This is a genomic window from Rhodococcus sp. NPDC060086, assembly GCF_042730275.1.
GTDB lineage: Bacteria > Actinomycetota > Actinomycetes > Mycobacteriales > Mycobacteriaceae > Rhodococcus.
In genome coordinates this window covers 1-15,631 of the sequence record NZ_JBHWWZ010000046.1, presented here as the reverse complement: position 1 = coordinate 15,631, position 15,631 = coordinate 1, and the positions used below count along the sequence as shown (strand labels likewise).

Genomic DNA, 15,631 nt, shown 5'->3' with positions numbered 1-15,631 from the left:
ATGCGATCCCTTGTCCGTACTTTGCTTGCGGTGCTGCTGGCGGTGCTCGCGTTGGCCTCGAGTGCGACGCCTGCGTGGGCGCAGCCGCTCAGTGGCGCCGCCGAAGGGTGGCCTGCTGGGATGCCAGACGAGCTCAAGGAGTTCTTTCCCGGTCACCCGGAGTTCGAGGCGGCCGGGTGGTCGACCGATCCGGCGTGTGCGGACAAGGGTGGCGACTTCGGGCAGTACCTCGCGCAGTACCTCCGCTTCGACCAGCAAATTCTCTACTGGGCGTCCCCTGTGACGCAGCGCATCGCGCAGTACGCCGAACTGATGGGTGTTTCAGAGGACGAAGCGAAGCAAGCGGTGCTCGATGGCAAGGCTCCGACCACCTGGCCGGCATCCTTCCCCGGTGGCGACCCGGAGTTCTCGCCCTCGGCCAAGGTGTGCGCTGCGGATCTGGCGAAGTGGTCGGAGCCCAGCGGGAACCACTGGGGATTTACCTGGGCGGCAGCACCCGACGCCGGTTCGATCGCAGTGATGAAGCAACAGAAGTGGGTCGATAACCTACCGGACGACATTTTCGAGAATCCGTGCAGCGATCACGAGATGCTCTGCAACAGGGCTTATTTCCTCGACTGCGACAAGGGCACCAACATCAGCGAGATCAACCAGTGCCGGGGCTGGAACGCACAAGTCGGAGCGATGTTCGGTGGCATCTGGAACTGGAAAGAGCAGAACACCGACTTCGCTGACCGGTTCCTCGATCTCGCCAGAGTCGGTGGTGTGGTCCTCAAGGCCGCCACGCCGCTTCAGATCCAGCTCGGCGTCGGCCTCGGTATGGCGGCCGTCGACAAGGCCGGAGATGTGGTCGCGTTCATCGCTGATCCGGGCAGCGTGATCGACGACTGGGCCAACAGCACCAAGGAAAGCTCGGTATCGCTGACCACCTCGGTCCTTGAGGGCTTGGCGAACATCCACGAGTTCAACCCGCGGGATGAAGGTTTCCTGCGGTGGTACGCGGTCAGTTGCGGAATCGGGGTGTTCGTCATGTCGATCACCGCACTGTTCACGATCTACCGAACCTCCGCACAGAAATCGACACGAATGGAACTGGCGCACAGCCTGATCGGATACGCCCCGTTGGGTGTGCTGTCGATGATGTTCGCCCCGGCCGCCGCCGAAATGCTGGTCCAGCTCTCGCACGCGCTGACCACCTCCCTGTCCGGACTGCTCAAGCAGGACTTGGAGCAGGCGGTGGTGTCGGTATCGGCAATGCTCGGAGGCATCACGAGCGACACCGTCGTCGGTGGCTCTCTGACCGGCATCGTGTTCTTCGGGTTGTTGTTTCTCGGGTCGCTGGCGTTGTTCTTCGGCATGTTGATGCACGCCGCTGCCTTGCCGATCCTCGCCGGCCTGACAGGTGTCGCGTTCGGATTGTGGGTGCATCCGAACCTGCGGAAGAAGGCGATGCGCCCGATCTTCGTATTCATCTCGATCGTGTTTTCCAAGCCGGTGATCTTCCTCGGTCTGGGGTTCTTAGCCACGGTGCTGATCGACAGCAGCGCCGGGGCTTACGTCGACGGTGACCTCGCATCGCTTGGCGCCTTGGCGATGTCGGCGGTGTGCATCGGCCTGGTCGGATTGGCGCCGTGGTCGCTGCTCAAGTACGCGCCGTTCATGCCGTCCAGTGAGGACTCGGAAGGGTTCGGCGACACCGGTTCGGCCGCCGGTGAGGGGATGGGCAGCACGTTGCAGACCGCGCAGATGGCGATGATGGCGCGCCACGGCAAGGGCGGTGGAGGCGGTGGGGGCGGCGAGGTTGCTTCCGCCCGGTCGGCGGGGGCGGCGAGCACCTCGCATTCGGGCGGAGCCGGGTCGCAGTCGTCGAACGGGGCATCGCACACCGGATCCGGTGGGGCCGGCGCTCACCATTCGGGTGTCACCGCAGGTCACAGCGGCAGCGGGCACGGTGGTTCGAACACCCGCAAGCTCATGTCCGCAGCCAAGGGCGCGACGGGCACCCTCGCGACGGCCGGGGTCGGGGCAGTCATGGTGGCGGGCACCGTGGGCGGTGCGGCACTGAACAAGGCCGCTCAGGCAGCGCAGAACGCGCCTGAGCAGGCCGACAACACGGGAGATCAGTGATGAGTGACGATGAGCAGCGCACCTCGATCCTCGGTTCGGAGATCGCGCGACGGGGACTGATCCCCGTCCCGGAACCGGTACTCGCGGCGTATGCAGCGGCACTGGTTCTCTCGTTGGCCCTCTTCATGTACTTCGGGTCGACGATCTGGACGTTGCTCGGTGTCGTGGCATTGGTGGCCGCGACGTTGGGCGCGACCACCGATATCAACGGGCGCCGCTCGTGGGCGGGGGAGAAGATGCACCGCCTGCGGGACCGGCGGCGACGCAAATCCGGTGAGCACATCTACCGCCAGCCTGGGGATGAGCTGTACGGGGTGCTCGGGGCCGATCCGGGGTGGGAGCTGCCGGTACCGCTCGGCAATGTCGCTCCGCTGGACCTGACCGATACGGGCCTGGACGACATGTTCATCCTCGAGCACAAAACCCCTGGTGACAACAACTACTACTCGGTGGTGCTGTCAATTCAAGGGCTCGCCGAAGGACTCCGCGGCGCGGAGGAATGGGCGGTGACCTCGCAGGCGTTCTCGCGCACGCTGGCCTCGTTCGCGCGCCGATCCTCGCTGCTTCGAGGGCTGGAGATGGTGCACCGCTCGGTGCCGGCCGATCTGACTCCGCACGTGGCGTGGATGGAATCGGTGGTGCGTGCGAATCCTCATGCACACCGGGTGATGCCTGCGGTCGAGTCCTACGGCCAGCTCATCGACGGTCTGGCCCCGGAGTCGGAAGAGCATCGCTCCTACGCCACGCTGATCTTCCCGAAGTCGATCGAACTGCTGTCGGCGGCCGGAGCGGTCGCCAAGCGTAAGGGCGTAGAGACGAAGGCCGGTATCGGCCAGGTCATCGTCGAGGAGACCATGCGGGCGGTCGGCGCGCTGACCTCGGCCCGGCTCGGGCAGGTGCAGGTGCTCGGCCAACAGCGTGCCTGTGCGGTGTTCCGCTCGATGCTCGATCCGTCCTACGCACTCGACGCCCACCGGGGCGCGAACTGGGGCAACTGCTGGCCGTCGTATGTCGGCGGAGACCTGTCGACACGGGTGTCCGACCGATGGGATACCCGAGTCGGGTTGATCCGACCCGGTTCGATCGAACCGATCCCGCTGCACGCTGAATGGCTCTCGCCGCTGTTGACCGGCGTCGACCCGGACCCCGGCGATCCTGTTGAGGGGCTTCCGGCCCAGCCAACAATTCGCACGGTGAAGGTGCGGATGGATTTCGTCGATGCAGTCAAAGCGCGCCAGGTGGCACGCAAGGACGCGACCGAGGATGCAGCACGCCAGTACAAGGAGCGAAAGAAGGGACAGGTCACCGACGGTGCATCGGAGGTCATGGCGTCGGCGTCGCTGCGTCGCCGCGAAGACCTCAAGCCGGGATCGGGACACCACGGGGTGATTTGGTCGATGGCAGTGTCGGTCACCGCACCGGATGAGGATGCGGTGATGCGGGCGTGTGCGCGGCTCGAGCAGGCCGCCGACCAAGCCGCCATCAAAGAGTTCACCTGGTTCGACGACAGCCACGATGTCGCGCAATTCCTCACTCTGCCGCTCGGCCGCGGACTCGCGGCCACCAAGTACACCCGGGCCAAGGGGGTCTGATGCCGTCACTACTGAACCGCAAAAAGGGCGCTGCGCCTGCGCCGACCGCTCCGGAGGTAGATCAGGCGGACACGCCGGTGGTTCCTCGTCGGCGTCCGCCGAAGCGCAACAAGTGGCTCGACCGGTGGGGCTGGTACGAGCCACGCCCGGAAGGGGTGTGGTCGACGACTCGCCAGGCCGAAGCGCTGAATCTGGCGACCACCCGCAAGAACGTGCGGCACGAAGGTCTCGTGTCGGGGCGGAACCTGATGTCGAATGCGCTGGTCATCACCGATCCGTTCGCGTTGTACGGAAGTGAGATCGAGAACATCAACGTCGCGGTGGTCGGTGACATCGGCAAGGCGAAGTCCTCACTGATCAAGACCACCCTGGGACTGCGGCAGATCGCGGCCGGCCGTCAGGTCGTGGTGATCGACAAGAAGCGTCAGGGTGATCGCGGTGGTGAGTACACCGAGCTCGCCAAGTCGCTGGGGGTGCCGTCGATCAGGTTCAAGACCGGCGGTGACGGTGCGCGGTTGAACATCATGGACCCGGCGATTTCGTCGTCGGTGACCACTTCTGGTGGCATCGTGCCGGCCGGTCAAGAAGTGCTGATTGCCGCGGTACTCGAGGACACCATGCAGCGGACGTTGGTGCAGACGGAGATCGCGGCGTTGAACCTGGCGCTGAGACTGGTCAACGAACGTGCCCGCAGCGAGGGCACCGAGCCGATCCTGCGTGATGTCGCCGATCTGCTGCTATCCACGCCGGAGGAAGCGACAGTCACCTTCGGCGAGGTGTGGGAGAAGGAAGCGTGCCGGTGGGGTCGTGATCCGGGCCTGGCGCTGCGGCAGCTCTGCGAAGGAGATCTGCGAGGGTTGGTCGATCAGCCGACCTCGGCCGATGTCCGTCATGCGCTCGACCATCCGCTCGTGCACTTCGACGTGTCCGAACTGCCCAACAAGGGACCGGCGCTGCGGGTGGTGATGACGGTCATCAATACGTGGCTGTCGAATGTTCTCGCCGCTCGCGCATCCGAGCACAAGCAGACCATTCTCATCGTCGAGGAAGGCTGGCACATCGCGGAAGGCTCGACCGGGCGGGTTTTCCGCGACAATATGAAGCTCTCTCGCGGCCTGGGCCTGTCCACGGTCTCAGCGTTCCATCACATCGCCGATCTACCTGCGGATTCTCCGGCTCGAGCGTTGATGCAGGAAGCCGGGATCGTGTTCCTGTACGGACAGGACCGGGTGGACGATGCCGAGCAGACGGTTCGCATGTACCACCTGCCCGAATACTGCGTCGATCTGCTGATGTCGATGCACAAGGGGCAGTGTCTCGTGGTGATGGGCAAGTCCGATCCGGTGCTGATGAAGCACGAGCGGTCCCCGCTCGAGATCACCCTCACCGACACCGATGAGGTCATTCGGGGTGAGGCGAGCACGCTGGTCGGGCAGACCCGGCTCCCGGACACTCTCGATGCCGAGGAATTGGCCGAGCTGGTGGGGGCGGTGCAGTGAACGAGCAGGGTCAGCAGCGGCCGACACAGCCGGTGATCCCGGTCGGCACCGGCCTGGTGGTCGTGGTGATCGGCGGGGTCCTGTGGACGGTGTACGCCGGGGGCGCGGTTGCCGGCCTAGTGACCGGGGCGGGCCCGGTGTTCCCGGAAGGGCTGCACGGCACGTTGTCGGTGTTGCGGGCGTTGGTGCTCACGCCGGGCGATCCGACGGTGGGCTGGCCCGAGGACTCGCGGCCGGGCTCGACGGTCGCGGTGTGGGTGTGCCTGATCGCAGCGATGCTGGCCTATATCGCCGTCGTCCTCGTGATCGACGGGAAGGTTTCGGCACGTCAACGCGCTAAGCGCACGCGCCAAGAAGGTTTTGCGGACCGGACGGAGCTGCGGCAGCGCGGCCTCGATCGCAAGAGCGCAGTGAAAGCCGCGAAGACGAATCGGGCGAGCTTGGGTGATACTCCGGCCCGCAAGATCGACGCGCATCAAGTGGCGACCCGGATCGGCACGCTCTACGGCGAGCATGGCAAAGATGCCGAGGTGTTCGTCCAGTACCGGGACGGCACGCTGGTCGAGGGTCCGACCGGATCGGGCAAGAGCTGGCGGTTGGCCTGGCAGCGGATCGTCGAGTCGGTCGGGTTCGTGCTGGCCACGACCACCAAACCTGATCTGCTGTGGTCGACGGTAGGGCAACGGTTGGTCTCCGGCCCGGTCGAGGTGTTCGACCCCGAGGGCATCACGCGATGGCCGACGCCGATGCGGTGGTCCCTGCTGGCCGGTTGCGATGACCCGGACACGGCGATCCGACGTGCCGATGCGCTGGTGCAGGCTGTTCCCCTCGGCGATACCAAGAACAGTGGGTACTTCTCGACGAATGCAGCGAAGTACCTGCGGTGCTGTCTGTATGCGGCGGCGGTGTCCGGTGGGGATGTGACCACCTTCTATCGCTGGGCGATGCAGCGGCAGGTGCCGAAGGTCAAAGAGATTCTGGACCGGAACCTGCCGACGTGGAGCGTGGAGTATTCGCAGCTCGGCGGCTCGGGATCGGATTCGGTCGACGATGTGATGTCGACGGTCTCGACGCTGCTCGATCCCCTCGCCTCACCGAAGCTGATGGCGGCAGTCAACGTCACCGCCGACGAGTCGGTGAACCTCGCACAGCTCATCCGCGACGGCGGGACGCTGTATCTGATCTCCGAAGGCTCCTACGGCTCGAGCGCACCGATCGTCACGGCGTTGGCGGCGGAGGCGTATTACCTGGCCAAAGAGATTTCGCGGGAGTACCCAGAGGAGAGAATCGACCCTCCGGTGCGGTTCGTTCTCGATGAGGTCAACAATGTCGCGCCCATCCCGGATCTGCCCGACAAGGTATCCGACAGCGCCGGGCGAGGAATCTCGATCTGGGCGTTCTGCCACGGTCAGGAGCAGAACATCCGGCGATGGGGTCCGAGCGCGGGGAAGATGTTCACGACGAACTCGCCGGTGCGGATCATCCTGCCCGGCCTCGGTGATGTGAATGAACTCGAGCAGATCTCCCGATTGACCGGTGAGCGTGAACAGTGGTGGTCTCCGACGCAGGCTCCTCGGCAGACGAAGGTGATGACCGCCCCGGAGATTCGCGGAATGCCTGCTGACCAGGCGTTGATGATCTACCGGGGTGCGGCTCCGGCTCGGGTTCATCTCCCGCTGGTGTGGGACATTCCGCACTGGAAAAAGCGGGTGCTCGACTCTCAAGAGGTCTACAACTGGGTCTGCGAGACGGGGGAGCTGCCCGATTGGGCGTGGTCCCGCACGGGCGGGGAAGTGGTGCTCGGATGAGCGGGTACACACCGGGCCGGCTGTCGTGGCGGCATCTCGACCAGGAACAAGCACAACAGTTGTGGGACGAGTTGATCGAGTGGGTGGAGTGGTTTCGCGGTTGCTACCGGCTCACCGATCGGATCAAGGGCTGCTGGTATCGGCACCCGAAGATGGTCGAGGAACTGACGGCGGCGATGTCGGCGCACAAGGTCGCCTACGAACAGCTCGGCGACGGTCAGGTGCATTCGTGGTCGCCGGGAAGCTGGCACTACCAGGTCTATCAACCGCTTCTGCAACGGCTGGCGGCCAACTCCGACGAGTTCGGCGACTGTATCGACGGGCGCTGCGAACCGCCGACCGTGCAGGTCACGCTGCTCGAGGGGGCGCGGGAGTGGATCGCGGCCGACATCGCGGCGCGGCCGACCCCGGACTCGGGCAACGGGGCGGGGCCTGCGGTGATCGACGCTGCGCGGATGGTCGATCTGATCGACTCGGGCGATGCCGAACCGGTCGATCCTGATGACGAGTTCGGGCCGGTCTCGTATGACGGTCACGTTTGGGAGTGGTCTGACGACACGGAGGGGTACGTACGGACCTAGAAGACCGCCGAGGACAACGAGGGCCGGACCCACCACCCGGCCTGTCTTCGGTGTGGTGGCCGGTCGCCGGAAGTGCCCGCCCAGGTACCGGCGACCGGCCACCACGACACGCTCACCAGCACAAATCGATCTGGAAAACACGGTGCAGATGGATCATCACAGGGTCCTGGATTCATGGGGTCAGAAGGATCCAATCGCATCGTGATTTTGAGCCTCAGAATCTCCCTCAACCTCGAGCCCCAAGCTCCTTGGGTTTAAAAAATGTCTCAAGAGTGATACTGTTTCCGGCAGATGCGCTGGTGGGTGCCCCGGATGAATCCGGAACACCCACCGTGAACAACTAGATACTGACCAGCTGCTCGAACATCTTGTCGAGAGTCCATCGGGCCAGGGCGCCTGCCAGCAACCGCCCGATGAATCCGAACATGCGCTTACGCGCTTCGACAAGGACCATGAAGGCCTCCTTCTTGAGTTGTGATAATGAGTGGCTGGTACGCGAAAGCCGATACCGTTGCACCGGTATCGGCAAGACGCGTATTTCCAGTGGCAGAGTACCACACGCCCCAACTCGGACTTTCCCGCCCCCTCACCTCCGGCATCCCGCCGTCGGCCCCTTGCGGACTCTGCCCTCGCTAACCGAGGAACATCACGGACGCCACTGCCGTTGTCTGCCCTGCTCGAACTCGGGGCGCGGCTGAGCTTCCGGTTCCGGACGCCGGTGTTCTTGCTGGCGGTGCCGTTCGTGTAGCTGCTCGCGCTGACGGTTGACGTGGTTCCAGTCGAGTGCGGCTCGACGATCCTTCGGCCGACCTCCAACGAGAGTGTCCTCGTCGGTGATGTGGTGGGTGCTGCGGTAAGCAGCCGCGTCCGCGACGGCGACCCGCCACAGAGCAGCGTGTTCGGGATCGTCGGGGCAGGCACCGAGGCTCGACCGCGCCCAGATCGGTGCGGTGTCGGCGGTGAGCTGATCGCGGAAGTCACGGTGCAGCTCGGCGATGGCCTGGTAGTCCTCGCGGATCGTGGCGGCAAGTTCGGGGTCGATGGTGTCGGCGTCGGACACGGGCGCAACGACCCATTCGGGTGCGTCGGAGTTCGTAAGGTCGCGTCCGTCGGCGGCGATGCGGTCGAGTTCGGCGAGAAGCACGGTTGCTGGGGCGGTGGCTCCGGCCCGCTCTGCCAGATCGGCCACGACCTCCTCAATGCTCGCTCCGCTGAGGCGGTGGAGATGTTCGATGCGTCCGGCGATGACCTGGGCGCGTTCGTCGTCGGTCTGCAACGCGAGCGTGGGCAGGTGCTCGGCGATGGTCTCTTCGTGCTCGGTGAGCCATGCGGTGTTGTGGCGGGCGATCAGCTCGGTCAGGGGCTTGGCCATGTCGGAGCGCAGCGCGGCCGCGGTGGTGTCGACGCCGTTCTCGGCCAGGCGTTCGTGGTGCCAGGTCAGCAGGTTGATCGGGTCGACGCCAGCTTGGGCGGCGCGGTGGAGCTGGCGGGCGAGCAGTCGTGCAGAGGATTCTTCGGCGATGCGGGCACCGAGTTCTTCTCCGAGTGCAGCGGTGGCGAGGGTGCGAACTCTCTGTGTTTCGATCAGTGCGGATGTGTCGCGGTAGCGGCGGATGACCTCGCCGATGCCGGTGTCTGCGGCCGCGGCGCGGTCGGTGGTCTCGGTGTAGCGGCGGGCGCATTGGACCGCGAAGTCGTGCATGTCCGCGTCGGTGTGGAGGGGGTCGCGGATCGGTAGCGGCGGCAATGTCGGGTGTTCGGTGAACTGGCCAACGATGGCGCGGGTGCGGTGGGCGAGGACCGCTCCGATGTCTTTCGCTCCGGCGAGGGGGCCTTCGGCGAGGGCGTGTCCGAGGAGTGTGCGGGTGCTGTGGCCGTGGTCGTGGGCATCGGCGAGGACCTGGCGAAGCTGCGCCCATCCTTCGGTGCCTTCGATGGTGGCGGCGATGTGTTCGGGCATGGTGCGGCGCATCTCGGTCTCGAGTGCGTCGTCGCGGAGGCGGCGTTGGGCGGCCAGATATGCCTCGCGCAGCCGCTCTGGGTCGGTGGCGTGGGCGGCTTGTTCGGCGAGTTCTTCGGTGGCGGTTCGATGGCCGTTGTCGGTGGCGACGACGGTTTCGAGGATCATCCGGCCGGTGGAGACGTTCTTGTCTTCGAGGTGCGGACGCTCGGTGTCGAGGTTGACGGGCACGTCGACCGGGACGTAGATCCGGTTGTCGGTGCGGGCGCGGGTGACGGCCACATACAGCCCGGAGCGGTCCATCCCGGGGGTGATGATGGCGTGGGCAGTGTCGACGGTGACGCCCTGGGCGCGGTGCACGGTGGAGGCGTAGCCGAGTTGCACGTGGGTGCTGATGTAGTCGGCCGGCAGGGTGATGACGCCGCCGTGCTCGAGATGCCGCACGGTCAGTGCGCCACGTTCGGAGACGACATCGAGCACTTCCCATAGGTCACCGTTGCGCACGAACGCTCCGGCCTTCTTTCCGCCGGAGGGGTTCAGATCGCGGCGGTTGCTGCGGGTGAGCACGATGTCGCCGCGGCCTGCGGTGAGTTCGTCGGCGAGGGCAACGCTGGTGGATCCGTCGCTGATTCCGTCGTGGCGGCGCACGGCCTGGACGTGGATGTTCGCTGCCGTGACATCCTCGCGGGTGGGCAGCATGACGATGGATTCTTTGCCGTCCGCGAGGTCGTGGAGGTAGTTCTCGACGGCCTGGCCGATCATTTCTTCGCGCGTTCCTTCGCGCACGAGATCGCGTTCGTAGATCAGATCCAGGCCGGTGGAGTCACCGGATCGCAGCAGCATCGAGTTGTCGGCTTGAGCGGTGTCGTTGCCGAATCGGACCACGGTCTCGAGTTCGGGCGCGTCGGTGCTGCGCGCCAGATAGCGCAGCATTCCGCCGGTCTCCACAGCGTCGAGCTGGGCCGGGTCACCGAGCAGGCGGACGACTGCGCCACGCTCCTTGGCGATCTCGACGACGGCGGCGAGGTCGAGGGTCGAGGCAAGGGAGGCTTCATCGACGAGCAGCATCGTGCCCGGTGCGATGTCGATGCCGGCCGGAAGTGTGCCGGGGCAACTGCCGACGAGACCGCGCCAGGGGTAGGTCAGGGAGGCCAGGGTCAGGCCGGTGACGCCGACCTCTTCGCCGAGTGTTTCGGCGGCGACGGCGGAGGGTGCGAGGGCTATGACGCCCCGGCCTTCGTTCTGCCATGCCTGCACGACGGCTTTCATGCTGGTGGTCTTGCCGGTTCCTGCGGGTCCGATACCGACGGCCAGCAGTGCCCCGGATTGCAGGAAGTGCTCGGTCAAGGTGCGCTGGCCGGCGTTGAGGTTGCGGCCGGTTTCGGCGCGCATCGTCTCGTACACCTCGTGGATCGTGGCGGTGCGGGCGGTGAAGACGGTGGGTTCGCTGGTGGCCGATACGAGCATCGTTTCGGCGTCGAGGATGCGCTGGGAGCTGTGTTTGTGGCTGCCGTGGTGGGACAGCACGAAGTCTCCGTTACGTCGGCGCAGACGCCTCGGGATCGCGGGCAGCTCGACGCGTGGGGTGGTGACCGACAACTCCATGACACGGTTGGTGAGTCGATCGACTGCCGTCCGGTAGGTGTCGAGGTCGGGGAACGTCTCACCGCCGAGGTGGGCCTGGACTGCGGAGACGATGTGTGGCAGTTGCCAGCGCGAGCGCTTGGACTCAAGCTTGGTGATCACGGCTCGGGCGTCGTCGTCGAGGCTGCGGCGCTGTGGCCTCGGGGCGTGATCGGCGGCGAAGGCGTCGCGGACGAGCTGGTCGACGGCCTCGTTGCCGCCGAGGATTTCGGCGGCCTTCTCGCGCCATTCTGCGCGCATCTCGGCGAGTGATTTCGCGTCGGCCTTGCCTTCGCGGGTGTCGAGGGTTGCTTGTTGATAGAGCTGATACATCGTCTTGGCGTCAGGCATCCGCTGGTACTTGGTGCGGTACTCGGCCACGAGTTCGTCGCGGCGGGCCTCGATTGCGCTGCGGCGGGAGCTGAACATCTCGAGCATGTCGCGGGGAATGGCGGCCAGTTCGACCACGGGTTGCTTGCCCTGCTCGATCTCGCGGTGGGTCAGCTCGAGGCCGAGTTCGGTGCTCAGGCGTTGCATCACTTCGGCGTTGAATCGCTGCGAGGCGGCGACGGCGAAGCGGAACATGGTCGATCCGTCGACGGCTCGCCACTTGCCGTCTTCGGCGGCCTGGGTCTTGATCGACACGACGGCGTGGGTGTGCAGATTGGGGTCCCCGCAGCGGGAATCGAAGTGCTTGTAGAGGGTCGCGACGAAACCGTTGGTGTCGATCTGTTCCTCGCCGTTGCGGCCAACGCGAGTGAAGCAGGCGTTTTCTTCGATCCACCGGAGGGTGTCTTTCACCGTGGCATCGACGATGCGCTCGATCTCGATGCGCGTCTCGTTCGGTGCCAGTGCCCACAGGCTCGACACACTCTTGGGCGGTGTGAAAACCAGGTCGTGGCCGGCTACCGGGTGCCGGACTTTGCCCTTCTCGTGGGCGATCCAGTTCCGCAATTCGGCCTCGTTCGCGACTGGCCGGCCGTGCTTGTCCTGGAACATTCCTCCGGCGATGCGGTCGAGGATCGCAGCGGATTCCTCCGGACTCGGGGCGTGTCCGTGGGTATCGGTGTACTCGGCGATTTCGGCCGCGTGTCGGTCGAATAGCTCGACGTTGTTCTTGAAGGTCGGGAACTTTCGCCCGAGTCGAGCGAGCCGGATTGCGTCCTCGGAGGGGACGCCTCGATCGATGAGTTCGGCGATCAGGGTGTCGGCATTCGGATGGAGACCTTCGCCGAACAATGCCTTCATTTGCGCCTCGGTGACGACATCTCCGACCGAGATCCGGTCGGCGTTCGCGACGTGGATGTCGTCGAGAAGGTCGTTCAAACCGTCGACACCGGAGCCGAACCATTCGCCGGGGGGTGTGCCGTGTGCGGTGTAGTAATCGGTCAGTTCTGCTCCACGTTCACGCTCGCGGTCGGCTGTGGCGACCTGACGTGTCAGGTACTCGTAGCCGTCCGCTGCGTGCAGGACGTGGAGGGTCATCACGGGATTGATCTTAGCGGTATGAACGTGCAGGTTGGGAGCGGGATTCCCGAATGTCAGTAAAACTGCAAGAGGTGTGTCCCCTTTTTCTTCTGTTGTTGGTGCCCGGATACGGTGCGATGTAGATCGGTGTAGCCGGCGGTCGCAGACCGCTCCGGCGAAGCGACGGGTTTGGCCGGGCTGCTGGTTTAGACTCGGCGTGAGTTGTTGTAGAAGGGAAGGGTGTCGCAGTGAGTGGTTCGGGGGATGCGGTGCACAACGAGACCAAGGTGATCTCGGCACGCAGTCAGGCACGGTCGAAGCTGTCGGAACGGCGCGCTGAATTGCTCAAGCGGATCAGCGACAACCAGCGCGACCTTGAGCGCGCGTTGGCGTCGCTGGAGAAGGTGGACAAGGCCGCTGTTCGTCGTGATGCGGCGATCGCCAAGGCGAACGAGGAGTTCGAGAAGAAGAAGGCTGCGGCCGAACTCGCGGCGGGCAGGTCGCTGGCGCAGGTTGCTGGACGGGGCGAGACGGCGACCTCGATCTCCGAACTCGTCGATCTGGACGTGGCGATGGTGCGCCGGTTGGTGAAGCTGGCCGAAGAGAACAACGACTCGACGCCTCCCACACAAGGATCGAGCGAGGGCGGCAGTGAGGCGAAGGAACCGACGCCCGACGTGCCTGTAGCTGCTTCCGGCTCCTGATCGGGCAGCAAGCACCGGCGCGAGGTCAGAGATGGAGCCACTGTGTGGTGGGAGCCAGGAGACGAGATCGAACGGAGTCGCTTCTTCCAACGCGTGGTGTACGGACCGGACTTGGATTCCTGTCACCTCTGGGGTCGGTGCACTCGGTGACGACGGCTACGGACGGTTCTGGATAACTCGAGACGGTCATCAGATCGTGGTGCGACCGCACCGTTACGCGCTCGCTGTGGAGCTGGAAGGTGGCCTCGACGACAACGAAGTGGCGATGCACCGGCGTTGTGACAACCCGCTGTGCGTCAACACGGGCGACGGTGATGCCTTCGCTGCCCATGTGGTGCTCGCGTCGGCCGCTGAGAACATGGCGGACATGGGGCGTAAGGGTCGCGGCGGGGGCCGGCGGTTGTGGTTCGGCGCCGACCGTGCCGAACGTGCTCGACGCTCACGAGCGGTGCGCGAGGCGGTCTTGCGATATGGCTGGGATCAGCACGCTGTCGAGACAGCCCTGCACGACGGGGCGCAAGGAACGCTGTGGTAGTTGGCAGGCGATCGTCTTCTGATGTGTCGAGGCGGTTGGTTCGGCCACGGTGGATATTCGATGATGAGAGTTGACCGTTGCACGCGAGTCGGGGCGGTTTCGGAGACGTTAGGGGTTCTTATGCAGCGCAGTGAAGCGGAAGCGGCCTTGCTCGGTGCCGTGCTCGAGGTGATGCCGATTTCGGACCTGGCCCTCGATGCGGCGGTCGCCGGCATACCGGTGTTGGACGTACCCCGCACTCGCAGCATCGACATCTGCTTCTCGGATAAGCCGGACATTCTCTGACGGCTCGTCTGAATCGCACCGTGACGATGCACGGTCGTCGCACTGCGGTTGGGTGTCGTCCCGGCGCGGTGGCGCGGATCCGTGCGCGAGCTGCGGGAGAAGTCGGGCGAAGGGGCTCGATGCCCTGAGCTCGGCCCTGCGCGCTGCGGAAGGTGCGGGCGGGTTCGTTGGTGAGTTGGAGATAGGGCGAGGCCCCGCACCGGTCGGTGCGGGGCCTCGTGGTGTGTTTGTCAGTCCTCGGGGGTGAATCCGAATTCGGGGAGGACGTTTCGACCGGCCTCGAGGACTTCTTGCACTCCCTTGGCGTGCAGGCCGTGGTCGACGACTTGGCGGATGAGAAGCGCGAGCTTGGGGATCTGGGTCTCGTGGGCTACTCCGTTCTCGATGGCGTCGAGGGCGACGGCGGCGCGGACTCCGTAGCCGTGTGCGTAGGCGACGGCGGCGAGGACGGACAGGATCGTAAAGCGGGCGTAGCCGGAGGTCTTGCGGGCGGCGTCGGTCAGGATGGCAACGGCGGCGACGTTGCGGGAGAAGTACAGGGCCACGTCGCGGGCGCGGGGGTTGTCGGTGAGGGTGATCGCGACGGCGACGGCTTCGGGGTAGGTCAGCTCGCGGGGTGCTTCGATGGCGTCGCGCAGCGTCTCGAGGTTCGCGGCGTCGGTGATTTCGGGAGCCTGGGCGCGGGCCTGGCGCGCGTCCCACTGGCGCTCGAACAACACTCCGAGGTCTTCGGCGGGTGCGAGTTCGGCGGCGAGGGCGTCACGGCTGGGGGCGATGGGTGCGCGGCCGTCGATGACTCCGAGGACAGCAACGGTGCTCGCGAGGATGTCGCCGAGTTCGCCGGATTCGGCGCTGGGGAAGTTGAAGAAGGTCTCACCGGCGGTGTACTGGGGCAGGACGGCGGCGATGGGCACGGCCAGACCGAGCGTGTAGGCGTGGCGGGTGGCGGCGAGAAGGGTTTCCTCTGCGGTGTCGCCGTTGGGGTGGATGCTGACGAGCGCGGCGATGGTGGCGTTGAAGTCGGCGGACTCGGCGGCGGCCATGAGCTTGTCGAGAGCGACAACGGCGGTGGCGTTGTCGTGGTCGAGGCGGGCGAATGGGCCGGTCGTTCCCTGGGGATCGAACAGGGCGATGACGAGGGATTCGTTCGGGACCATGCCGAGGAAGGCGGGGATGCCTTCGATGAACTGGGCGGTGTTGAGGCGGGTAACGGGGCCGTTCTCGTTGTTGTTCATGCTTCTAGTTTACATCTGTTTTGATGCTTTTTCGATGTTTAGTTGGTGCTTTTCCGGTGCTTTTCTGGTGATGCCGGTCACACGTTTATAGGTTCTGAACTGCGGTTTTGCGGGTGCATCGGGGTGGTTCGGTGGCGGTGGTGGAGCGGGTACCTCGGTCGGTCGGTGCGGCCTGGTGAACCGGGCGCGGTGACTGCCGGGCAAGGGCGGGTTTT

The 15,631-nt window shown here is 65.4% G+C and carries 10 protein-coding genes and 1 pseudogene; 8 read left to right on the top strand and 3 right to left on the bottom strand.

The features are described from left to right. The 5 genes from ACFWB0_RS20490 to ACFWB0_RS20470 are packed head-to-tail and all read left to right on the top strand — an operon-like array spanning position 1 to position 7,607. Positions 1 to 2,127, top strand: a complete 2,127-nt coding sequence (locus tag ACFWB0_RS20490) for a hypothetical protein (RefSeq protein WP_371054004.1) — start codon at positions 1 to 3, stop codon at positions 2,125 to 2,127. Then, positions 2,127 to 3,719 (top strand): hypothetical protein, encoded by a 1,593-nt coding sequence (locus ACFWB0_RS20485; protein WP_371054003.1) that lies wholly within the window; start codon positions 2,127 to 2,129, stop codon positions 3,717 to 3,719. The genes ACFWB0_RS20490 and ACFWB0_RS20485 overlap by 1 nt, the downstream gene beginning before the upstream one ends. Beyond that, positions 3,719 to 5,218 (top strand): ATP/GTP-binding protein, encoded by a 1,500-nt coding sequence (locus tag ACFWB0_RS20480; RefSeq protein WP_229581435.1) that lies wholly within the window; start codon positions 3,719 to 3,721, stop codon positions 5,216 to 5,218. Before ACFWB0_RS20485 ends, ACFWB0_RS20480 begins: the two co-directional genes overlap by 1 nt. After that, positions 5,215 to 7,026, top strand: coding sequence for a type IV secretory system conjugative DNA transfer family protein (locus tag ACFWB0_RS20475; RefSeq protein ID WP_378492285.1), 1,812 nt, complete (start codon positions 5,215 to 5,217; stop codon positions 7,024 to 7,026). Before ACFWB0_RS20480 ends, ACFWB0_RS20475 begins: the two co-directional genes overlap by 4 nt. Continuing rightward, on the top strand, positions 7,023 to 7,607 hold the full coding sequence (locus tag ACFWB0_RS20470) for a hypothetical protein (RefSeq protein WP_371054001.1): 585 nt from the start codon (positions 7,023 to 7,025) through the stop codon (positions 7,605 to 7,607). The genes ACFWB0_RS20475 and ACFWB0_RS20470 overlap by 4 nt, the downstream gene beginning before the upstream one ends. 646 nt (positions 7,608 to 8,253) lie before the next feature. On the opposite strand, the gene mobF is transcribed toward ACFWB0_RS20470, so the two are convergent. After that, positions 8,254 to 12,675 carry a MobF family relaxase gene (gene mobF, locus ACFWB0_RS20465; RefSeq protein WP_371054019.1) on the bottom strand — a complete coding sequence of 1,474 codons (4,422 nt, stop codon included), beginning with the start codon at positions 12,673 to 12,675 and terminating at the stop codon, positions 8,254 to 8,256. A gap of 230 nt (positions 12,676 to 12,905) precedes the next feature. Here mobF and ACFWB0_RS20460 point away from each other — a divergent pair, with 230 nt between their 5' ends. The 3 genes from ACFWB0_RS20460 (at position 12,906) to ACFWB0_RS20450 (ending at position 14,181) form a co-directional block, all read left to right on the top strand. Further along, a complete protein-coding gene (locus ACFWB0_RS20460; protein ID WP_378492284.1) occupies positions 12,906 to 13,361 on the top strand; it encodes a hypothetical protein in 456 nt (151 codons plus the stop codon). A 196-nt stretch (positions 13,362 to 13,557) separates the two neighbouring features. Beyond that, positions 13,558 to 13,896 (top strand): hypothetical protein, encoded by a 339-nt coding sequence (locus ACFWB0_RS20455; RefSeq protein ID WP_371053999.1) that lies wholly within the window; start codon positions 13,558 to 13,560, stop codon positions 13,894 to 13,896. Between the two features lie 120 nt (positions 13,897 to 14,016). Further along, positions 14,017 to 14,181 carry a hypothetical protein gene (locus ACFWB0_RS20450; RefSeq protein ID WP_155621909.1) on the top strand — a complete coding sequence of 55 codons (165 nt, stop codon included), beginning with the start codon at positions 14,017 to 14,019 and terminating at the stop codon, positions 14,179 to 14,181. Between the two features lie 230 nt (positions 14,182 to 14,411). Here the strand turns inward: ACFWB0_RS20450 and ACFWB0_RS20445 are convergent, their stop codons facing one another. Both ACFWB0_RS20445 and ACFWB0_RS20440 read right to left on the bottom strand, forming a co-directional pair. Further along, positions 14,412 to 15,416, bottom strand: coding sequence for a DUF4192 family protein (locus ACFWB0_RS20445; protein ID WP_072815798.1), 1,005 nt, complete (start codon positions 15,414 to 15,416; stop codon positions 14,412 to 14,414). Between the two features lie 9 nt (positions 15,417 to 15,425). Continuing rightward, a pseudogene (locus ACFWB0_RS20440) lies at positions 15,426 to 15,631 on the bottom strand (hypothetical protein); the annotation flags it as partial.